This window comes from Corynebacterium sp. HMSC034H07 (assembly GCF_001815175.1).
GTDB classification, from domain to species: domain Bacteria; phylum Actinomycetota; class Actinomycetes; order Mycobacteriales; family Mycobacteriaceae; genus Corynebacterium; species Corynebacterium hiratae.
This window is the reverse complement of the sequence record NZ_KV819530.1, coordinates 24,840-44,899: the sequence shown is the minus strand read 5'-3', so window position 1 is coordinate 44,899 and position 20,060 is coordinate 24,840. Positions and strand designations below refer to the sequence as shown.

17 protein-coding genes and 1 pseudogene are annotated in these 20,060 nt (G+C 63.3%); 12 read left to right on the top strand and 6 right to left on the bottom strand.

Features of this window, described 5'->3' with window-relative positions; all coding sequences use genetic code 11:
• Window positions 1–40 precede the first annotated feature (40 nt).
• The 4 genes from moaA (at window position 41) to HMPREF3009_RS07300 (ending at window position 3,586) form a co-directional block, all read left to right on the top strand.
• Window positions 41–1,180 carry a GTP 3',8-cyclase MoaA gene (gene moaA, locus HMPREF3009_RS07315; RefSeq protein WP_070681050.1) on the top strand — a complete coding sequence of 380 codons (1,140 nt, stop codon included), beginning with the start codon at window positions 41–43 and terminating at the stop codon, window positions 1,178–1,180.
• 10 nt (window positions 1,181–1,190) lie between these two features.
• The gene (locus HMPREF3009_RS07310; protein ID WP_070681047.1) at window positions 1,191–2,408 is read left to right on the top strand and encodes a molybdopterin molybdotransferase MoeA; all 1,218 of its coding nucleotides are present in this window, start codon (window positions 1,191–1,193) and stop codon (window positions 2,406–2,408) included.
• 128 nt (window positions 2,409–2,536) lie between these two features.
• Window positions 2,537–3,022: a cyclic pyranopterin monophosphate synthase MoaC gene (gene moaC, locus HMPREF3009_RS07305; RefSeq protein ID WP_070681046.1), complete on the top strand. Its 486-nt coding sequence runs from the start codon at window positions 2,537–2,539 to the stop codon at window positions 3,020–3,022.
• A gap of 6 nt (window positions 3,023–3,028) precedes the next feature.
• Entirely contained in the window at window positions 3,029–3,586 is a 558-nt protein-coding gene (locus HMPREF3009_RS07300) for a molybdenum cofactor guanylyltransferase (protein WP_070681043.1), read from the top strand.
• Here the strand turns inward: HMPREF3009_RS07300 and HMPREF3009_RS07295 are convergent.
• Both HMPREF3009_RS07295 and HMPREF3009_RS07290 read right to left on the bottom strand, forming a co-directional pair.
• Complete coding sequence (locus HMPREF3009_RS07295) at window positions 3,573–4,952, bottom strand: multicopper oxidase domain-containing protein (RefSeq protein WP_070681040.1); 1,380 nt, start codon at window positions 4,950–4,952, stop codon at window positions 3,573–3,575. The genes HMPREF3009_RS07300 and HMPREF3009_RS07295 overlap by 14 nt on opposite strands.
• The gene (locus tag HMPREF3009_RS07290; protein ID WP_070511559.1) at window positions 4,933–6,132 is read right to left on the bottom strand and encodes a beta-carotene 15,15'-monooxygenase; all 1,200 of its coding nucleotides are present in this window, start codon (window positions 6,130–6,132) and stop codon (window positions 4,933–4,935) included. The genes HMPREF3009_RS07295 and HMPREF3009_RS07290 overlap by 20 nt, the downstream gene beginning before the upstream one ends.
• 93 nt (window positions 6,133–6,225) lie before the next feature.
• Here HMPREF3009_RS07290 and HMPREF3009_RS07285 point away from each other — a divergent pair, with 93 nt between their 5' ends.
• From HMPREF3009_RS07285 to HMPREF3009_RS07270, 4 genes are all read left to right on the top strand, one after another.
• Window positions 6,226–6,486 (top strand): DUF2249 domain-containing protein, encoded by a 261-nt coding sequence (locus HMPREF3009_RS07285; RefSeq protein ID WP_070681037.1) that lies wholly within the window; start codon window positions 6,226–6,228, stop codon window positions 6,484–6,486.
• A 22-nt stretch (window positions 6,487–6,508) separates the two neighbouring features.
• On the top strand, window positions 6,509–7,231 hold the full coding sequence (gene modA, locus HMPREF3009_RS07280; RefSeq protein WP_070681034.1) for a molybdate ABC transporter substrate-binding protein: 723 nt from the start codon (window positions 6,509–6,511) through the stop codon (window positions 7,229–7,231).
• Complete coding sequence (locus HMPREF3009_RS07275; RefSeq protein WP_070547248.1) at window positions 7,232–8,986, top strand: ATP-binding cassette domain-containing protein; 1,755 nt, start codon at window positions 7,232–7,234, stop codon at window positions 8,984–8,986. It begins immediately after the preceding gene.
• Window positions 8,987–9,103: 117 nt separating this feature from the next.
• The gene (locus HMPREF3009_RS07270; RefSeq protein WP_049155094.1) at window positions 9,104–9,802 is read left to right on the top strand and encodes a helix-turn-helix transcriptional regulator; all 699 of its coding nucleotides are present in this window, start codon (window positions 9,104–9,106) and stop codon (window positions 9,800–9,802) included.
• A gap of 5 nt (window positions 9,803–9,807) precedes the next feature.
• Here the strand turns inward: HMPREF3009_RS07270 and thrB are convergent, their stop codons facing one another.
• From thrB to argS, 4 genes are all read right to left on the bottom strand, one after another.
• The gene (gene thrB / locus HMPREF3009_RS07265) at window positions 9,808–10,731 is read right to left on the bottom strand and encodes a homoserine kinase (protein ID WP_070681024.1); all 924 of its coding nucleotides are present in this window, start codon (window positions 10,729–10,731) and stop codon (window positions 9,808–9,810) included.
• 17 nt (window positions 10,732–10,748) lie between these two features.
• The gene (locus tag HMPREF3009_RS07260; protein WP_049155096.1) at window positions 10,749–12,074 is read right to left on the bottom strand and encodes a homoserine dehydrogenase; all 1,326 of its coding nucleotides are present in this window, start codon (window positions 12,072–12,074) and stop codon (window positions 10,749–10,751) included.
• Window positions 12,075–12,225: 151 nt separating this feature from the next.
• Window positions 12,226–13,563 (bottom strand): diaminopimelate decarboxylase, encoded by a 1,338-nt coding sequence (gene lysA / locus HMPREF3009_RS07255; RefSeq protein ID WP_070547249.1) that lies wholly within the window; start codon window positions 13,561–13,563, stop codon window positions 12,226–12,228.
• A gap of 12 nt (window positions 13,564–13,575) precedes the next feature.
• Window positions 13,576–15,237: an arginine--tRNA ligase gene (argS, locus tag HMPREF3009_RS07250; RefSeq protein ID WP_070547250.1), complete on the bottom strand. Its 1,662-nt coding sequence runs from the start codon at window positions 15,235–15,237 to the stop codon at window positions 13,576–13,578.
• 236 nt (window positions 15,238–15,473) lie between these two features.
• Here argS and HMPREF3009_RS07245 point away from each other — a divergent pair, with 236 nt between their 5' ends.
• The 4 genes and pseudogenes from HMPREF3009_RS07245 to HMPREF3009_RS13755 form a co-directional block, all read left to right on the top strand.
• On the top strand, window positions 15,474–17,126 hold the full coding sequence (locus HMPREF3009_RS07245; RefSeq protein ID WP_070681022.1) for an L-lactate permease: 1,653 nt from the start codon (window positions 15,474–15,476) through the stop codon (window positions 17,124–17,126).
• 324 nt (window positions 17,127–17,450) lie between these two features.
• The gene (locus HMPREF3009_RS07240) at window positions 17,451–18,236 is read left to right on the top strand and encodes a (Fe-S)-binding protein (protein ID WP_010187137.1); all 786 of its coding nucleotides are present in this window, start codon (window positions 17,451–17,453) and stop codon (window positions 18,234–18,236) included.
• Window positions 18,236–19,741 (top strand): LutB/LldF family L-lactate oxidation iron-sulfur protein, encoded by a 1,506-nt coding sequence (locus HMPREF3009_RS07235; RefSeq protein WP_049155104.1) that lies wholly within the window; start codon window positions 18,236–18,238, stop codon window positions 19,739–19,741. The genes HMPREF3009_RS07240 and HMPREF3009_RS07235 overlap by 1 nt, the downstream gene beginning before the upstream one ends.
• Window positions 19,738–20,060, top strand: a pseudogene (locus HMPREF3009_RS13755) (lactate utilization protein C); the annotation flags it as partial. The gene HMPREF3009_RS07235 and the pseudogene HMPREF3009_RS13755, both read left to right, overlap by 4 nt.

Below are 20,060 nucleotides of genomic sequence, written 5' to 3'. Positions count from 1 at the left end.
TCCTACTCATACGGCAGGCTTCGATCTAGACTTGCCAGCAGTGTCCGCCCAACGATCCCAACCTTCGCCACACACCTCCGCCCCGCTGACGCTGCCATTGCCGCGCGTACGGGGCGCGGGGACTCCGCCCACGGACCTGCCGGCGCCAGGGCCCGACGGCCGCCGCGCGCTCGTGGATCGCTACGGCCGCCAAGCCCGCGACCTGCGTGTCTCCCTGACGGATCGCTGCAATCTGCGCTGCACCTACTGCATGCCCGCCGAAGGTTATGAGTGGCTGCCCACCGAACACACGCTCAGCGATGAAGAAACCATCCGTCTCATCCGCCTCGCGGTAGACAAGCTCGGCATCCAGCAGGTGCGCTTCACCGGCGGGGAGCCGCTCCTGCGCGGCTCCTTAGAGAAAATCATCGCCGCGACCAAAGCTCTGCGGACCGACGAAGGTACGGCACCCACTACTGCTCTCACCACCAACGGGCTGGGCCTAGATAAGCGCCTGCCGGGGCTGCAGCGCGCCGGGCTCGACCGCGTCAACATCTCCTTAGACACCCTCGATCCGGAGCTCTATGCCCGGCTCACCCGGCGCGACCGCCTGGCAGATGTGCTCACATCCATCGATGCCGCGCTGGCCGCCGACATGGACCCAGTCAAGATCAACGCCGTCATCATGCCGGGTGTCAACGAGTCTGCGATCCTTCCCCTGGCTCGCTTTTGCCTCGAACGCGGCGCGCAACTGCGATTCATTGAGCAGATGCCGCTGGGCCCACGGGAGGAGTGGACGCGTTCCCAGATGGTCACCGCGGAGGATATCTTGGGGCGCTTGGCCGAAGACTTCGAGCTCGCCCCGGCTAAGAAACCCCGCGGCTCCGCGCCGGCTGCACTGTGGTCCGCGGTCTCGCGCGATGGCTCCCTCCCCATAGGACACATCGGGGTGATCGCCTCCGTAACTCGGCCCTTCTGCGGGGACTGCGACCGCACGCGCCTGACCGCAGACGGCGCGGTGCGCAATTGCCTCTTCGGCAACTCGGAAACCTCCCTGCGCGACCTCATGCGCGCTGGCGCCAGCGATGAAGAGCTCGCCACCGCGTGGGCGGGTGAAATGTGGAGGAAATTACCGGGCCACGGGGTGGATGATGAAGGTTTCCTCCAGCCGGATCGCCCGATGTCCGCCATCGGTGGCTAGATTGGGTGCAATGACGAGTACCGGGACTGACTTAAGCATCGAGGAATACTTCGACCGCCTCCACGCGCTGGTCCGCGCCTTGCCTTCGGAACGCGCTGCCTTATCGCAGGGTCGCGTCCTGGCTGAGCCCCTCGTCGCCCGCCTTCCCCTCCCGCCGCAGGATAATTCGGCCATGGATGGCTTCCTCATTCCTCAGCCTTCCTCACCAGACAGTCTCACCGTTCCCTTCACTTTGCCTGTCGTGGGTGATGTGCCTGCCGGCGCGCCTGCCCGGGCCCCGCAGCCCGGCACTGCGCTGCGCATCATGACCGGTGGTGCAGTACCCGCAGGCTTTGATGGTCTGGTCATCCCCGTTGAGGACACCGATATTCCCCCAGGACCCGGGCCGCTGCCTGAGACCGTCACGGTGTACCGCCTACCCGGGCGCAACCACATCCGGCGGCGCGGCTCCCACATCGACGCCGGGCACCAACTAGCCGGGGCCGCCACGCTGGTCGACGCCTCCCTCATCGCCGCGGCTCTCTCCGCCGGCGTCGACACCGCCGTGGTTCACCGCATCCCGCGAGTGAGCATTATCGCCACGGGCGAGGAGCTGCGCAACGGCCAGCTCCCGGATTCCAATGGTCCGATGCTCGACGCACTCCTTAGCACTACCGGCCCCGTTGACATCGCCCGCACGGTATGTGGCGATTCACCCGTTGAGCTGCGCCGCCGCTTCGACGCGGCTGCCGCAGAATCCGATCTCATCGTCACCACAGGCGGGGTATCCGCAGGAGCCTTTGACGTGGTTCGCGCGGTCATTGAGGATGCCGTGGACGACAATTCCTACTGGTTCGGGCACGTCAACCAACGCCCCGGCGCGCCGCAAGGCCACGCGCTGTGGAACGGCGTTCCCGTGGTGTGTTCGCCGGGCAACCCGGTGGCGGCGTTCGTCTCCGCACACCTTTACCTCACCCCGCTTCTGCGTTCCTTGCGCGGCCTTCCCCGCCCCACCGGAGTTTTAGACCGGCCGCATCTGACGGCTGTCGCCCGGGCCGACTTCCCGCATCCGCACCGCCCGCTGATTCAGCCGTGCTCAATTGCTCTGGAGGGAAGCATTACCGCCTCTCCGCCGCCTGGTCCACGCATGCGCAGCCACCACGTTGCAGCACTGCCGGGCACGCAAGGTTTCGCGCTGCTGACGAGCCCCGTCACCGCAGGGGAGCAACTTACCGTCTACCCCTACTAGCTTCAGGGTCTCCCCTTCTACAGCCCCCACCCCTCCGTTGCTGCCAAAGATCGCGCCTCAGAAACGCGGATCGGCCCACTCTTCGTCAGCTAGGCTAGGTCCACCGGAGGAAAGGACCCGCTGCTGCCATGAAGTTCACTCACCTTAATGAGGCCGGCTCCGCCTACATGGTGGACGTCACCGAAAAACAGCCCACCGTGCGCACCGCCACCGCCCAAGGCGAGGTGGCGTGTTCACCAGAGGTCCTCACCGCACTGCGGGAGGGAGCCGTGCCGAAGGGCGACGTGCTTGCGGTTGCTCGAGTGGCCGGTATTGCGGCGGCGAAGAAGGTCCCGGATCTCTTGCCTCTGGCCCACACCATTGGTGTGCACGGGTGCGCGGTCGACATCGAGCTGCGCGAAGATCACGTTTTTATCGAGGCCACCGTGCGCACCGCCGACCGCACCGGCGTAGAAATGGAGGCGCTGACCGCTGTGAACGTCGCCGCCCTAGCGCTCATCGACATGGTGAAAGGCGTTGACCGCTCCGCTTATATCCGACGCTGCGGCATCACCGCAAAATCCGGCGGTCGCTCGGGTGATTGGTCCCGCGAACTGCCCGGCGCGGAAGGATAGAGAACAATGCCAGGTGTCATTGTTGTGGCAGGCGGACGCGGAACGCGCATGGGAGGCGTGGACAAAGCAAGTATCACTCTCGCCGGTGAGCGCCTTATCGACCGTCTCCTGCGCCAGTTGCCTTATGATGCGCCGGTGGCGGTTGTCTCACCCTATCCCCTAGGGATGCCCCAAGTATGTGAAAGGCCTCTTTTCGGCGGGCCAGCCGCGGGAATCGCCGCGGGCCACGCCGCGCTGGTTGGTGCCGCAGAGTCCACGACCGCCATCTTGGCCGTCGATGCCCCGGATTCCCCGCGTATGCTGCCTGTACTCGAACAGGCCTTAGAAAGCTCCGGCGCTGATGCCGCGGTGGCCACCTTCGATGGGCGCCTTCAACCGCTGTGTGCACTGTGGCGCACCGAGGCCATTACCCGCGCTCTGCACGAGCTCGGCAATCCCCGCAATAAGTCAGTCATGCGCTTACTGAGACTCGCGAAGAACATCACAGAGGTCGAAGGCACCGCCGCAGTACGCGATATAGATACCTTGGACGAACTCCGCGAGCGGCGAGCTACTCAACGATGATCTGCCCGTGCTGGCCCTTCTCCGCATTCGTCATGAGGTGGTTGACAAAGGAGTAGGTCCCCGGCTCGTTGAAGGTCATCTCCACGAATCCGCCCTGGGCGGGCAAGAGGTCGAGCGCTTGGGAACCGGAATCCTTCGCGCCCTTAAGCAGATAGGCTCCTTCCTTGTACACGGTGTCGAATTGCTCGCCCACGACGTGGAAGCTCAGAGGCAAATCCGGGCCGAGATTAAGCAGCCAGATACGCACGGTATCGCCCACCTTGGCGCGCAGCGGTGCTAAGCCCTCGTCGTATTGGTTGGGATAGTAATTGAAGGCCGTAAGGTCATAGTCGCCGTCGCTGACTCGCTGCGCGTTTGCGCCCTCAGCTTCCTTGCCTGCGGAGGCCAAAAAGACCTCGCTCGCCGTCATAACGTACTCCGCATCGACGTCTGTCAATGCATCCTTCCCGTGCGGATCGATGACGACCGCTCCCGCCATGCCGTTGGCAATGTGCAGACTCATCGGCATGGTCGAGCAATGATACATCCAGATACCCGCCCTGTGGGCCTCGAATTCATAGGTCAGCGATTCGCCCGGCTGGATGGTCTTCATGTTCTCATCCGGGTTGACCTCACCGGCGTGAAAATCCACCGAGTGTCCCATCGAGCCTTCATTCTTGATGGTGATGCGGAACGTATCCCCTACCTTGCCGCGAAGGGTTGGGCCGGGTGCCTGCCCGTTGAAGAGCCACCGGGTTTGGCGGACTCCTGGGGCGACTTCCATCTCCTCCTCAGTCATCACCCACGTTTCCTCATGAAGGTCACCTTTAGCAGGGGCAAGGGAAGCATCAAAAGCCTCAAATCCTTCGCGGGCTGCCATGCGCTCGGCAACCGAGGGCACCGTCGCGGGTGCGGCGGCAGAGCCCGTGCTTTCCGACGCCCCCGCATGATCATGCCCACTCGAAGCGGAGTCATCGACGTTGACCATGAACGTCATGCCCTGCATCTTGTGGCCGGCGATCGTGCAATATCCTTCGATGGACTCCTCGATGACCCCGGCATCCAGCTGCACGGTCTCGCCCGGTTCTACCCGTCCGGTCTCCTCGCGTCCGATCTTCAGGTCATGTACCTGGTCGCCGGTGTTGGTGAAGTTCACTACGAGGTGACTGCCCGCGGCCACGTCAATGGAGGACGGGACAAAGGCCATGCCGTCCACGGAGACATCAACAGTCACGGCGTCGGCGGATGCCACCGTAGCTGGGTCCTGCTTGCCTGTGGCCGAGTTGAACACCGCCAGCCCAATGACGGCGAGAAGCGCCACGATGATAATGAGCCAGGATGCCCATTGCTTCTCAGAATGCTCCTGTTTAACGGGCACGCTTGACATGAACTTCTCCTTGAGGTGACGAGACGGCCCACACCAGGGCCACAATATTGGCGATGAGGCCTAGCCCCATCATGATAAGCCCGGCGAAGGACACGCCAGCAATGCCAAGGAGGCTGAGCACGCCGCCGAGATTGATGAGTGCCACGCGCAGGAACCCTGCGAGGTGCCCACGTGCGGGACGTGCCGCCCCGGCCAGGATGGGCAGCATGTGGTGGAGCACCCCGGTCACGAGCTGCAGTAGGCCGGCACCGAGAAATGCCGGCATGAGCAGCAAGGTAACCGCACGCGGGTAGGCCCCTGCGACGGTAGCGGCGGCATCACCGGCGCAGAGCGCCACCATCCACACCAGGCCTGCCATCGCGGACACGCTTGCCGTCGTCTTTTCGCCGCCAAGAGCGCTGGCAAGCACGGGCTGGATGATGAGCACGGCAGCAAGCACGGTGAGCAGCTGCGCCATACCGGCGGCGCGGGTGAGCCCGGAGGCGTCGGCAAGCATGGCCGCCGCTAGGCCCACGCAATGCACTGCCAAAGCCCGGCTGCACCGCGCCCGGGCCACCGAGGAAATGGGGGTCCGGGTAAACGTCGGCACAAGCGTGATGACCGTGCCCAGGATGGTAAGCAGGCCGAAGCCCCACACCATCCCGCGTGAGTGCGCGGCCACCAGCAGCGAGTAATTCCCTACCCCGTGCGCAGCCAGAATCACCAGGACTACTGAGAAGATCATGAAGCAGGCCGCAGCCAGATAAAAGGGCACGGTGACGGCGAAGGAACCAGACAATGACCCCCGGAGCTTGCCCCACAGCGCCCACAGGTGCCACGCAACGGCAGCGATGACGAGAGCGGAGCCACTATCCGAGAGCACGCCCCAGTCGTAGCCTGCGCGATCAACGAGTAGAAGAACCAGCCCCACCTGGACCAGCCCTACCCGCGCGCCCACCCCGCGGAAACCGGCGGCCGGAGTGCGGGTCAGCGCCTCCGTGAAGTGGGTGCTGAATACGAGGATGGCGGTGGTCAGCGCCCCGAGGGTGAAAGGATGAATGAGGTCCCACCATACGACGGGCGCGCCCCAGATATTCGCCACGGTGATCCCCACGCCTGCCACAATCCAGAACGCGACGAGGCTGAAAGCAATGGTGTGCCAGCGCCGGCGCGAAGCCAGGGAGACATCACGCAAAGACATATCTGACATTGTTATTTGCACGGATATAATCGTAGTAAATTGATGGCCCGGGCAGCAACGCCCACTCTGCTAGAACTCGAAAGGAATCCATCAATGAACTTGCCGCTTTTCGACGCCTCCAAGGGCCACGACATCCCCACCCTCAACGCCTCCGAAATTCCCCACGCGGTGCGCCACGGCGCCATCCATGGAGCGCTGGGCACCCTCAACGTGGGCGAATCCATGATTCTCATCGCTCCGCACGACCCGCTTCCGTTGCTCACAGAGGTGGACCAGCGCGAAGAATCCTTCGACCGTGAATACCTCAAGAAGGAACCAAAGGAAGTCCATATTAAATTCACGCGGACCGCGTAAAGATGCCGTAACGTAACTGACCATGCGCCGTTTGAAAATTGCCGTCCCCGTCCTTGCCGCCGCGCTGACTGTTGCCGGCTGTGCCTCCAGCTCCGACGAGCCATTGCAGGTATTTGCAGCGTCCTCCACGCGCGTGCTCAACGACGACCTCTCCAGTGCTTCTGAAACTCCGCTGGCCTTCAACAATGGCGGCTCTTCCGCGCTCGTTCAGCAGATCAATGAAGGCGCTCCCGCAGATCTGCTGCTTACTGCCTCTCGCGAGACCATGGATGATGCAACCGCTCAGGGAAACGTTGACGCCCCCGTGGCCCTCGCGAGCAACGTCATGGTCATGGTCGTGCCGAAGGGCAATCCTTTAGGTCTGCGCTCCGCGGCAGACCTGGATTCCTCCGCTCGCTTGGTCCTCTGCGACCCAAACGTGCCGTGCGGTGCCATTTCCACGCGCATCATGGAGGCCAACAACTGGGACCTGCACGCCTCCTCCCTGGAGGGACAGGTAGCTGACGTCCTAGGTAAGGTCGCCTCCGGCGAGGCGGACGCCGGATGGGTCTATTCCACCGACGCCGCCGCTAGCGAAGATGTCGAAGCCATCCCGCTCGACCACGCGGAAGACTTCCGTAACGAGATCATGGGCGCGGTGGTGTCTGATTCACCCCGCCACGAAGAAGCCCAAGAAGTCCTCAACCTCCTCGAGTCGGATTTTGATAGCACCTGGGAAAAGTACGGTTTCACCCCGGTGAACTAAGTGTCACCCACGTTTTTGCGCGAGCAGCGCCCGCGGACAACCTGGCCGGTCATCGCCGCCGGCACGCTCGCCGCTATTTACATCCTTGCCCCTGTCCTCGCCCTGGGCCTGCGGGTGCCTTGGGGACAGCTCTCAGACACGCTGAACGCACCGACGACCCATGACCTCCTCCGGGTCAGTCTGTCCGCAGCGGTATTGTCAACCTTGCTATCCACGTTCCTAGGCACCTGCCTGGCTCTGTGGCTCCAGCAGCTGCGCCGCGTATCTCACCTTGTGCGGCTGGTGGTCTACCTCCCTTTGGCCATGCCTCCCGTGGTGGGCGGCTTGGCACTCACCGCACTGCTCGGGCGCCGCGGACTCCTTGGCCCGTTTTTAGAGCAAGCCGGGCTGCACGTGTCTTTCGCCTTCCCAGGTGTTGTGGCAGCGCATCTCTTTGTCACCCTGCCCTTCGTGGTGGTGGCGGTGGATTCTGCGCTGCGGCAGCTCGATCCTGAGGTCGTGGCCAGCGCCCGGGGCATCGGCCTGAGCTCAGGGACCATCCTTCGGCGCATCATCCTCCCCGCTATCCTTCCTGCCGTGCTTACTGGCGGTGCGCTCGCATTCGCACGCTCACTGGGCGAATTCGGAACGACGATCACCTTCGCCGGTTCCCTGCCCGGTTCTACCCGAACCATGCCGAGCGGTATCTATCTTGAGCGTGAGGTCAGCGCGGACAATGCCTATGCTCTGTCGGCCGTGTTAATCGGGATAGCCATCCTCACCCTCACCGCAGCCGGAATGCCTCTGCTACTGCGGCGCCGCCGCGAGCAGGCTGTACGCGCTTTGAAACCGATGGACCCAGATGCACTCCGCGCGGCGACTGCCCCGCTGGCGCCACCCCACGAGCTTTCCGTAACGGTCGACAACACCACCACAACTTTCCGTGGCGGGCGCGTAACCGCGGTGGTTGGCCCCAACGGCGCCGGCAAGACCACGCTGATGCGCTTTATTAGCGGGCGCTTGCAAGGAGCCCAGACTAACGCCGAGCGCGTGGTCATGCTCTCCCAAGACCCCGGGCTACCACCCACTGCCACCGTGGCTCAAGCGTTGACCATGGTGACCAAGGACGCACGACGCACCCAGGAGCTTCTGAGCGCAGCCGGATTGCAGAAGCTCGGGCATGTCTCCGAGCTTTCCGGCGGGCAAGCCGCGCAGGTCGCCCTCCTGCGCGCGCTTGCCGCTCGTCCAGAGGTATTGATTGTGGACGAGCCCTTTGCCGCTATGGACGTCGAATCCGCCGCCCGGTGGCGCCACCTTCTGCGTATCTCAGCCGCTGATCGCACCACGGTCATTGTCACCCACAGCCGTGTGGACCTCGAAACTCTGGCAGACGATATCGCTGTAATGGAAGCTGGCGACATTGTCTCCCAGGGCCCTGCAGACCGACTACTGGAGCAACCTACCACCCGCTTCATGGCAGAACTAGCGGGCGTTAATGTACTGCGCGGTTCCTTCAGAGGAGACACGTTTGCTCCAGACCGCAACGGCGAACACTGGGCGGCCTTCCCTCAAACCGCGCTGTGCTTCGACCCCATTGGCGCGCAGGGCGCCACCAGTTTGAGTGCCACCATTGTGGCTGATTTGGGAAGCACTACCCTCGTTGATATTGACGGCCAACGGGTCACGGTGGGCCAGCCAGCGCGTAGAAACGCTCCCGGCCAGGTGGTGCCCGTGGCCCTCGACGCCAGCGCCCTCACGGTCTACACCCGTACTTAATCCAGTGTATTTACCCATGTCGTGAGGGAGATCTCGGTATATGTACTGACCGCAATAGTAGAAAAACAGCGGTCTGGATGTAGGATCCTCGTAGCGTTAATCAAGGAGCTACAGTCCATGTCCACATTTTCTACACAAAGTCCTCGCTCATCGACCGAGCTCTTTCCCGACACGATGAAGCTCTCCCCCAAGCAGCGCGAAGTCCTCTCGGTTTTGCAGAAGTTCCCGCAAGGAGCACGGGCCGCAGAAGTTGCTAAGAAAATGGGCATGCACGTTAACACCGCGCGCGGGCATCTGGATGAACTCGTCAACGCTGGCGCGGTGCGAGTAGTCACCGCCCCAGCGCAGGGGCGCGGGCGCCCCTCCCTGATCTTCCAAGTGCGGGTGCCGGACAACCGTTCGGTCGCGGAGGAGTACGTCACGCTGATCAGTGTGTTGATTAAAGCCCTGGCGGCTAAGGAGCAGCTCAATGATTATGCCTCAGAGCAGGCGCGGGAGCTTGGCCGCGAGTGGGCGAAGACCGCTGCCAGCAGCCATGGTGCTGAGGCGCTCGGTTCGCTTCATCGGATGATGCGCGAAATGGGCTTTGACCCAGTAACCTCAGCCGAGCAATTCGACCAGGAGGGCCGCACCGATGTGGAGCTGCACGCCTGCCCGTTTGTGACCGCCGGAGTAGAGCCCTCCCCCTTCGTCTGCGCCATCCACGATGGCTACTTGGAGCAGGCGGCGGCCGATTCCGGCGGGCGGCTGAGCCTGAAACTTATCCCCAAGTCCGGCAACGGTGTGTGCCGGATCAGCGTGGAAAAGCCCAGCTAGCTAGCCTAACCACGCTCGACGGAGACCGGCCCGGCGACCTCCAGCTCCAGTACGCGCAGGTTCTGCTCGCGGGCATCGTCGAGGATCGCTTCCTCTATGGGCTCGGTGTGCAGGACCATGACGGTGGGGCCAGCGCCCGACAGGTAGGCGGCATAGCCGCGATTGCGCAGGCGGTTGACCCACTCCGCGGTAACTGGCAGCACGTCAGCGCGATAAGGCTGGTGCAGACGGTCGCGGGTGCCCTCCCACAGCAGGTCCGGGTAAGCGGTCAGCGCCGCCACGTTCACCGCGGTGCGGGAGACGTTGAAGGCGGCGTCTGCATGCGTGACGTGCGAGGGCAGCACGCGGCGCACTGCCTGCGTCGAGGCATGGAAGTCCGGGACCAAGGCCGTGGCCTTGATGCTTGGGTGCACCTCTAAGGTGGCGGCGCGGTACTCCGGAAGCGAGCGGCCGTCGACAGGCACGGTGGTCCAGGAGACCACGGCATTGCCCAATACTGAGGCCGCGGCGTTATCCGGGTGACCCTCAAACGCCGAGGACAGCTGCACGACCTGTTCCTCCGAGAGCGGGAACCCAGCCAGGCCGTTGCCCGCGGCAACACCTGCCACCGCGGCAGACGCTGAGGAGCCCAAGCCACGGGACTGAGGGATGTTATTCGTGCACACCACGCGCAGGCCGGAGACTTCAACGTCGGCAGCCTTGAGCGCAGAACGGATGGCCTTGACCACGAGATGGGAGCCGTCGCGCGGCAGCTCTTCGGCGCCCTCGCCGAAGATTTCTACCTCCAAGCCGGAGCGGGTGACTTCTGCCTCCACGGTGTCGTAAAGGCTCAGCGCGATGCCGAGGGTGTCGTAGCCGGGGCCCAGGTTGGCCGAGGAGGCCGGGACCTGGACGGTGACCTTGGTGCCTACTTCGATATCGATACTCATTGTTGTACCTAAGACCCTTAGACGCCGAGGCGGATGACGGAGTGGACGGCCTTGACCTCATCGAGCTCGCCGAGGGCGGCGACGATGTCCTCAAGCACCGCTTCCTTCGCCGCGTGGGTGACCACGATGAGGCGAGCGGTGGCGTCGCCGTCTTCCTGGCGCACGGTGCGCAGGGAGACCCCGTGTCGGGCAAAGACACCGGAGATGGCGGAGAGCACGCCGGTGCGGTCTTCAACTTCCATGTCGACGTGATAACGAGTTTCCACTTCTCCGAACTCCGCAATAGGTAGGTTGGCGTAGGTGTTCTCCCCCGGCGCACGGCCGCCGTGGACAATGTTGCGTGCCGCACCGATGACATCACCCAGCACAGCGGATGCCGTGGGGTTACCGCCGGCACCATTGCCGTAGAACATCAGAGAGCCAGCGGCCTCCGCTTCAACGAAGATGGCGTTGTAGGACTGGCTGACCGAAGCCAGCGGGTGCTCCTTCGGAACCAGCGTCGGGTGCACGCGGGCATTAACGGATTCCGCACCGGTCTCCTCATCGACGAGGCGCTCGCAGATGGCGAGCAGCTTGATGGAGTAGCCAGCCTGGTTGGCAGCCTTGATGTCATCCGCGGTGATCTTGGAAATACCCTCGCAGTAGACATCGTCGAAGGTCAGGCGGGTGTAGAAGCCCAGGGAAGCCAGGATGGCGGCCTTGGAGGCAGCGTCGTGGCCCTCCACGTCAGCGGTGGGATCGGCCTCGGCGTAGCCCAGGCGGGTGGCCTCAGCCAGTGCGTCCTCATAGGAGGCACCAGTGGACTCCATGGCGTCCAGGATGAAGTTCGTGGTGCCGTTGACGATTCCGGAGATGCGCTGGATCTTGTCGCCGGCCAGGGAACGGCGCAGCATGCCGACCACCGGGATGGCAGCGGCCACGGCGGCCTCGAAATAAAGGTCGACGTCAGCGCGGTCGGCGGCCTCAGCGAGCTCATCCGCATGCGCGGCCACGAGAGCCTTGTTGGCGGTAACCACGGACTTGCCGGCGTTGAGGGCCGCGAGGACGAGCTCGCGCGGGAAATCAATGCCGCCGATGACCTCGACGACGAGGTCGATATCATCGCGCAGGACAAGTGCCTTGGCGTCGTCGGTCAGTAGCTCCGCCGGCACGCCCGGGCGCAGCTTGTTCTTGTTGTGCACGGCGACGCCGCGGATCTCCACGGGGCCGCCAATGCGGTGCGCAAAAGCGTTAGCGTTTTCCTGCACGAGGCGGAAAACCTCGGCGCCCACGGTGCCAAATCCAAGCAGCGCGATTCCTACGGGTTCGCCTTCGGGTTTCTTGCTACGGTTCGTCATCGTCATGGTGTCCCCTTGTTGAAATTGCGAATGATTGTTACGTGCTAGCCCATCACTATACAGAACGAGCTGTCTATTTCTACGCGAAGTGGCCGGCACAACGCGCGACCGGCCATATCTTTGTGAATAAAATGCGGTGAGCTGTGGCAACGCCGCGCTAGTCGACGTCCAACGCCAACAAGTCCTCCACCGTTTCCCGGCGCAGCATGAGCGAGGCTTTGCCGTCACGCACGGAGACGACCGCCGGGCGCAAAGCACCGTTATAGCGCGAGGCCATCATGTACTGATAGGCACCGGTGGTGGCGAAAGCGAGGAGATCCCCGGTAGTGATATCCGAGGGGAAACGGCGCTCGTTGACCAGAATGTCGCCGGACTCGCAGTGGAAGCCCACGATGCGCGAATCTACGGGCTCGCCCTGGGTGCGGCGGTTGACCACGCGCACGTCGTACTCCGAGCCATAGAGCGCCGGCCGGATGTTATCGGACATGCCACCGTCCACGGAGAGGTAGCGGCGCATCGGCAGATCCGCCTTGCCGGTCTCCACATCCTTGACCGTGCCCACGCGGTAGACGGTGACCGCGGAGGCCCCCACCAGCGAGCGGCCGGGCTCCACCAACACGAAAGGCGGCTTGATGCCGAGCTCAGTAGCGGTGCGCTCCACGGCGTCGAGCAGGTCCTTGGCCAGCGTGGCGACGTCGAGGGCTTCCTCGTATTCCATGTAGGGAATGCCGAAGCCGCCGCCCAAGTCCAACTCCTCGAGGGCAACGCCGAGCTCGGAGTGAATGCGCTTGTACAGGCTCAGCACGCGCTCGGCTGCCAGCTTGAAACCATCGGCATTAAACACCGAGGAGCCCACGTGGCAGTGCAATCCCACGAGCTTAAGGTTCGCGGATTCCAGCACCGTGCGAGCCACCTCGAAGGCAGCGCCGGTGGACAGGGAGATGCCGAACTTTTGGTCCTCGTGAGCCGTGGCGATGAATTCGTGCGTGTGGGCATCCACGCCAGGCTTCACGCGAATCATCACCGGCTGCACGCGGCCGGCGGCCGCAGCAATGCTGTTGAGGCGCGAGAGCTCCTCCGCGTTATCCAGCACCACATGGCCAATCCGCTCGTTAACGCACAGCTCGAGGTACTCGTCTTCCTTGTTATTGCCATGCGCGGTCATGCGCTCGGGCGGGAAGTCCGCGGCGAGCGCTAGCTTGGCCTCATTGAGGGAGGCGACGTCGAGGCACAGGCCCTCCTCGTCTACCCAGCGCACGATGCGCTTGGTGATGAAAGCCTTGGAGGCGTAGTGCACGTGGTCAGGGCCGCCGAAGGCCTGGGCCATGTCCCGGCAGCGCGAGCGGAAGTCCTGTTCATCGAAAACAAAGAGCGGGGTGCCGTATTCTTCGGCCAGCTCGGTCAGGGAAACGCCACCAATCGAGACCACGCCATCGGAGTCACGCGCTGCGTTGCGCGGCCACACGTGGGCCGGAAGAGAATTGAAATCAGTCATCGATACCTTTTCTTACATCTTCTCCGGTGCGCTAACCCCGACCATGGTCAAGGCATTGGCCATGACCTGGCGGGTGGCGCTGGCCAGGGCGAGGCGTGCGGAGTGAATCGGCTCGGTCTCTTCACCAGCCTTCGGCAGCACTTGGCACTGGTCATAGAAGCGGTGGAACACGGCGGCAAGCTCCTCGGCGTAACGCGCGATGCGGTGCGGTTCACGCAGCGTAGCGGCGGTGGCCACAACCTCGGGGAACTCGCCTAGGGTGCGGATGAGGTCGCCTTCCTTCTCGTGGGTGAGGAGGTCGAGGGGGCCGTCGGCAAGCGCGGCGGTGTCGAAGCCCAGCTCTGCTGCCTTGCGCAGGATGGAGCAAATACGGGCGTGGCCATACTGCACGTAGTAGACCGGGTTATCCGCCGACTGGGAAGCCCACAGGCCCAAGTCGATGTCCAGGCTGGAATCCACGGAGGAGCGCACCAGGGAGTAGCGGGCGCCGTCGACGCCAATGGCCTCGACAAGGTCATCAAGGGTGATGACGGTGCCGGCACGCTTGGACATCTTGACCGCCTGGCCATCGCGGACCAGGTTGACCATCTGGCCGATGAGGACCTCGACGGCCTCCGGGTCATAACCCAAAGCCTGGGCCGAGGCTCGCAGGCGGGCGATGTAGCCGTGGTGATCCGCGCCCAGCATGTAGATGGCTAGGTCGTGCCCACGGTCGAACTTATCGGCCACGTAGGCGATATCGCCGGCGATGTAGGCCGCGTTGCCATCGGACTTGATGACCACGCGGTCCTTGTCATCACCGTATTCGGTGGACTTCAGCCACCATGCACCCTCAGCTTCGTAGAGCTTGCCGTTGTCCTTGAGCTTCTGGATGGCCTTCTCCACGGCGCCAGACTCGAAGAGGGAGTTTTCGTGGAAGTAGACGTCGAAGTCCACACCGAACTCGTGGAGGGACTCCTTAATCTGGGCGAACATCATCTCCACGCCCGCCGAGCGGAAGGCTTCCTGCACCTCGGCATCGCTGCCCTCGAGGGCGTCCGGGTTCTGCGCGAGGACTCCCTGTGCGATCTCCTTGATGTAATCGCCGCCGTAGCCGTCCTCCGGGGTGGGCTCGCCCTTAGCTGCGGCCACCAGCGAACGCGCAAAGCGGTCGATCTGTCCGCCGTGATCGTTGAAGTAGTACTCGCGGGTCACCTCCGCACCAGAGGCTTCGAGCACGCGGCCCAGCGAGTCGCCCACAGCGGCCCAGCGGGTACCGCCCAGGTGGATCGGGCCAGTCGGGTTCGCGGAGACGAACTCCAGGTTGATCTTCTTGCCCTGGTAGGTGGAGTTGCTACCAAAGTCCGCACCGGCGCTAAGGACTTGGGCCACGATGGCGCCCTGGGCAGCAGCAGCGAGGCGAATGTTGAGGAATCCCGGGCCCGCGATGGATGCTTCATCGATGGCGTCATTGCCGGCGAGGGCATCCGCCAGCCACTGCGCCAGCTCGCGGGGCTGGGTGCCGGCCTTCTTGGCCACCTGGAGTGCCAGGTTGGTGGCGTAATCGCCGTGCTCCGGGTTGCGCGGGCGCTCCACGCTCACGGTCTCCGGCAGGACGGAGGAGTCCAGCTCATGCTCGGTGAGCACGGCGGCGGCAGTGTTCTTGATCAGGACGGAAAGATCTTCAGGATTCATAGGGCCAAAGTCTATCGTCTCCGCCGCTTGGAGGCGCTACCAGGTCTCAGACGTTAGCAAGGTCACTCACCCCCATCGGGTGAACAATGCAGCACAGCGAAGCGCCAAGTTCTACCCTAAAAGGCGTTATCTGAATCGATTCAATCTTTCGCCCTCTCGCTCGGCCGAAACATGCGGTGCCGCATCCTGGGGATCTCCACGAGGACGCCAGCGGGAGCCAACTGGAATTGAGATTTATGTCAACCTTCAACATCACCACCGACGCCATTGCTGGCAACGTGGGGCTTACCGCGCTGGTGTCCACGCTGCCGCTCATCGCGTTCTTCATCATGCTCTTGGGCCTCAAGGCCCGCGCCCATACCTCGGGTGCGGTAGCGCTTCTCGTGGCACTCCTCATCGCAGTCTTTGGCATGGACATGCCCACCGGCATGGCCCTGTCCTCCGCGGTGCGCGGCGGACTCTTTGGCCTCTTCCCCATCGTCTGGGTGATCATCACCGCCATCTGGTTCTACGAAGTGACCGTGGCTTCCGGACGATTCAATGACCTGCGCAAGACCTTTGACTTGCTGGGCGATGGCGATATCCGCATCCAGGCCATCCTCATCGCCTTCTGCTTCGGTGGCCTGCTGGAGGCCCTCGCCGGCTTCGGCGCTCCCGTCGCGATTACGGCGACCATGATCCTGGCCTTGGGTGTTAAGCCGCTCAAGGCGGCCACCACGGTGCTCATTGCCAACACCGCGCCCGTGGCCTTCGGCGCGGTGGGCATCCCAGTCACCACCGCGGGCTCGGTCGGCGGGCGCACCGCCGAGCAGACCGCTGACATCGCCGCGTTGATTTCCCTCCAGGTCCTGCTCATTGCCGCCGTCGTGCCTTTCTTCATCCTCTTTATCCTTGACGGCATGCGCGGTGTTAAGGAGGCCGGCCCCGCCGCGGCCGTCATCGGCATCTCCTTCGCCATTGCCCAGTGGGCCGCGGCTACCTTCTTCGCCTACCAGCTCACCAACGTCGTGGCCTGCATCGTCTCCCTCGGCGCGGGCTTCATCTTCCTGCATGTGTGGAAGCCCAAGGGTGTCGACAGCCTGCGCGAGCGCATGGAGCTGCCCGCCCAGGAGGAGGTCACGGATCTCAACGGCAGCCGCATTTGGATGGCCCTGCTGCCCTATGCCGTGGTCACCGCTGTCTTCGCCATCGCCACCGCATGGCCGGCCATCTTCGGCTTCCTCCAGGTCAACGTTGCCTGGCCGCTTCTCGACGGCACCGTCTTCGACGCCGAAGGCCACGCCATGGACACCGCCTTCACGTTCAACGTGCTGGGCAACCCGGGAACCCTACTGCTGATTTCCGGCATCATCGTGGCCCTTATCTACATGACCTTCAACGAGAACGGCCGCTACAAGCTGGACGCCTCCGCGCCGCTGACCAAGTTCGGCGAGGTTGTCTCCCGCATGAAGTTCTCCGCGCTGACCATCATCCTGGTCCTCGCACTGGCCTACACCATGAACTACTCCGGCCAAACCATCTCCATCGGCCAGTTCGTGGCTTCTGTCGGCGGCATCTTCGCGCTCTTCTCCCCCGTCCTGGGCTGGATCGGCACCGCCGTCACCGGCTCGGATACCTCCGCCAACGCACTCTTTGCCAACCTGCAGGTCACCGCCGCCGAGCGCATCGGCGTCAATCCGGACCTCATGCTGGCCGCCAATACCTCCGGTGGCGTTGTGGGCAAGATGATCTCCCCGCAGTCACTGGCCATCGCCGCCACCGCCGTGCAGATGGAGGGCGAGGAATCCCGCATCTTCAAGGCGGTCGTGGGCTACTCCGTCGCCTTCCTCGCCGTCGTGTGCGTCATCGTCTTCCTCATGACCAACGTGCTGGGCTTCTTGGTCCCCTAAAAGGGTTTAGCCATAAAGTTCTACACCACTAACTACCCCCAGATTCGGGCGTCTTCATCGCCCAGTCTGGGGGTTGCCTCATATCGGCCGCGACCGCTGCGACCATCACCGCACGTTAGGAATTTCACAACATTAGTGTTGCGATAAAAAGCCAGGTAGGAGGGGTAATCCCGTGTCGATAATGTGAGTTTTGGGCGGTAGGCTCAAAGGTACACACTCGAAAAATGCCCAGTGCGGCTGTCCTGGTAGCGCGCATCCGAGCACAACTCCGCTGTGCACAGCACGGGACAAGCCACATGGAGGCAGATTAAGGAGCGCTCACAAATGCGAATAGCATTGTTTTCCACCTGCATCGGTGACTCACTTTTCCCCGATGCCCACAAGGCCACGGCCCTGATCCTCTCCCGCCTGGGCTACGACGTCGTCTTCCCCGAGGAACAGACTTGTTGCGGCCAGATGCACATCAACACCGGCTACCAGGAGCAGACCTTGGGCATGATCCGCACCTATGCGGACGCCTTCGCGGATCCCTCCATTGATTACGTGGTTTCTGCCTCCGGCTCCTGCGTGGGCGCCGTGCGCGAGCAGCACGAGATGATCGCGGACCGCTTCGGCACCTCCGCTGATGTGGACGGCGCCAAGAAGGCAGCCGGCAAGACCCTGGACTTGCCGGAGTTTCTTGTCGACGTCGCCGGTGTCACCAACGTCGGCGCCTTCTTCCCTCACCGCGTGACCTACCACCCCTCCTGCCACGGCCTACGTTTCCTCAAACTGGGTGACCGCCCCTACCAGCTTCTTAAGGAGGTCGAAGGAATCGACCTCGCCCCGCTGCCTAATGCTGAAGAGTGCTGTGGCTTCGGCGGCACCTTCGCGCTCAAGAACGCCGAGGTTTCTGCCGCGATGGTGGGTGACAAAACCCGCCACATCCGCGAAACCGAGGCCGAATACGTCACCGGCGGTGACTCCTCCTGCCTGATGAACATCGGTGGTGCCCTGGCCCGCCAGCGCTCCGGTGTTCGCGCTATCCACTTGGCGGAAATCCTCGCCTCCACCAAGGAACACCCGTGGACTCCTACCTCTGCGGCCTACTCCAAGGAGAAGATGCTCTAATGACTTCCTTCCTCGACACCACTCCTCCGCGCGCTCCTGAAGGCTACGGCAACCTGCGCGGCTCGAAGGCCTTCGTGCCGCTGGCTCACGTGGGCCTCAACAACGCCACCCAGCGCCGCAACCTGCACCACGCCACCACCACGATTCGTGACAAGCGCCAGCACGCCGTGGATGAAACACCGGACTGGGAGCAGCTTCGCGACGCCGGCTCGGCACTCAAGGATGACGTCGCCGTGCGCATGGGCGAACTGCTGCTCCAATTCGAAGAGCAGGTGACCAAGCGCGGAGGCATCGTCCACTGGGCACGCGACGCCAAGGAAGCCAACGAGATCATCGAGGGTCTTATCCGCGAGACCGGTGAGACCGAGGTGGTCAAGATCAAGTCCATGGCCACCCAGGAAATCGCGCTCAACGAGCACCTGGAAGAGGCCGGCATCCACGCCCAGGAAACTGACCTGGCGGAGCTCATCGTCCAGCTGGGTGAGGACAAGCCTTCCCACATTCTGGTCCCGGCTATCCACCGCAACCGCGCGGAGATTCGCGACATCTTTGTCAACAAGATGCCGAATACCGATGACTCCCTCAAGGCCGAGCCGGCGGAACTGGCTGAGGCATCCCGCCAGTTCCTGCGCGAGCAGTTCATGAAGGCCAAGGTCGCCATCTCCGGCGCTAACTTCGGTGTGGCAGAAACCGGCACCATCAACATCGTGGAGTCCGAGGGCAATGGCCGCATGTGCCTGACCCTGCCGGAGACCCTCATTACCGTGATGGGTATTGAGAAGCTTGTCCCGACCTTCCAGGACCTCGAGGTCTTCCTGCAGCTGCTGCCGCGCTCCTCCACCGCGGAGCGCATGAACCCGTACACCTCCATGTGGTCGGGTGTTACCGAGGGCGACGGCCCGCAGAACTTCCACATCGTGCTGCTGGATAACGGCCGCACCGCTGCTCTGTCTTCCCCCGTCGGCCACGAGGCGCTCAAATGCATCCGTTGCTCTGCTTGCCTGAACGTCTGCCCGGTCTACGAGCGCGCCGGCGGCCACGCCTATGGCTCGGTCTACCCAGGCCCGATCGGCATCTCCCTGACGCCGCAGCTGACTGGCATGAAGGACCACAACGATCCGTCGGCAAGCTTGCCCTATGCCTGCTCCCTGTGCGGCCGCTGCGACGAGGTGTGCCCGGTGCGCATCCCACTCTCCCAGGTCATTCTGGAAAACCGCTACCAGAAGGTCACCCACGCCACCCCGCCGGTCGAGGAGAAGCTCTTCCAGGTCGTGGAGCTGGTGTGGAAGAACCCGAAGATCTGGAACCAGATCACCCACATGGTGGCACTCGGCCGTGTCCTCGGTGGTTTCAACGGAGTCATCGACAAGCTGCCGCTGTTCATGTCTGGTTGGTCCGAGGTACGCGATACTGCCGTTCCGCCGAAGAAGTCCTTCCGCCAATGGTTCAACACTGACGAAGCTCAAGAACTCCTCGCCCAAGCCAAGAAGGAGGGCATCAAGTGACCACCGCCAAAGAGGAAATCCTCAACCGCATTTCCGCCGCCCAGAAGCAGGCCGGCCTGCCGGACCACGTAGACATCCCGCGCGAGTACCAGAAGGAAGGCACGCTCAACGAAGATGAGCTGCGCGAGATGCTGGTGGACCGCCTCGAAGACTACAAGGCTGATGTGCACGTCACCGATGAGTCTGAACTGAACTCCACCCTCGTGGGCATCCTCAAGGAGCGCGGCTGTTCGAACGTCGTCTACGCACCCGGCATGGACGCCGGGCTTCTCGACGGCTTCGAAGGCACCGTCACCCCGGATGACAATGCCAAAAACCC

What these genes read in the sequence shown, in the direction of transcription:
- HMPREF3009_RS07310 (WP_070681047.1), top strand. Translation starts at nt 1,191, where the DNA reads ATGACGAGTACCGGGACTGACTTAAGCATCGAGGAATACTTCGACCGC.
- moaC (WP_070681046.1), top strand. Translation starts at nt 2,537, where the DNA reads ATGAAGTTCACTCACCTTAATGAGGCCGGCTCCGCCTACATGGTGGAC.
- HMPREF3009_RS07300 (WP_070681043.1), top strand. Translation starts at nt 3,029, where the DNA reads ATGCCAGGTGTCATTGTTGTGGCAGGCGGACGCGGAACGCGCATGGGA.
- HMPREF3009_RS07295 (WP_070681040.1), bottom strand. Translation starts at nt 4,952, where the DNA reads ATGTCAAGCGTGCCCGTTAAACAGGAGCATTCTGAGAAGCAATGGGCA.
- HMPREF3009_RS07290 (WP_070511559.1), bottom strand. Translation starts at nt 6,132, where the DNA reads ATGTCTTTGCGTGATGTCTCCCTGGCTTCGCGCCGGCGCTGGCACACC.
- HMPREF3009_RS07285 (WP_070681037.1), top strand. Translation starts at nt 6,226, where the DNA reads ATGAACTTGCCGCTTTTCGACGCCTCCAAGGGCCACGACATCCCCACC.
- modA (WP_070681034.1), top strand. Translation starts at nt 6,509, where the DNA reads ATGCGCCGTTTGAAAATTGCCGTCCCCGTCCTTGCCGCCGCGCTGACT.
- HMPREF3009_RS07270 (WP_049155094.1), top strand. Translation starts at nt 9,104, where the DNA reads ATGTCCACATTTTCTACACAAAGTCCTCGCTCATCGACCGAGCTCTTT.
- thrB (WP_070681024.1), bottom strand. Translation starts at nt 10,731, where the DNA reads ATGAGTATCGATATCGAAGTAGGCACCAAGGTCACCGTCCAGGTCCCG.
- HMPREF3009_RS07260 (WP_049155096.1), bottom strand. Translation starts at nt 12,074, where the DNA reads ATGACGATGACGAACCGTAGCAAGAAACCCGAAGGCGAACCCGTAGGA.
- lysA (WP_070547249.1), bottom strand. Translation starts at nt 13,563, where the DNA reads ATGACTGATTTCAATTCTCTTCCGGCCCACGTGTGGCCGCGCAACGCA.
- argS (WP_070547250.1), bottom strand. Translation starts at nt 15,237, where the DNA reads ATGAATCCTGAAGATCTTTCCGTCCTGATCAAGAACACTGCCGCCGCC.
- HMPREF3009_RS07245 (WP_070681022.1), top strand. Translation starts at nt 15,474, where the DNA reads ATGTCAACCTTCAACATCACCACCGACGCCATTGCTGGCAACGTGGGG.
- HMPREF3009_RS07240 (WP_010187137.1), top strand. Translation starts at nt 17,451, where the DNA reads ATGCGAATAGCATTGTTTTCCACCTGCATCGGTGACTCACTTTTCCCC.
- HMPREF3009_RS07235 (WP_049155104.1), top strand. Translation starts at nt 18,236, where the DNA reads ATGACTTCCTTCCTCGACACCACTCCTCCGCGCGCTCCTGAAGGCTAC.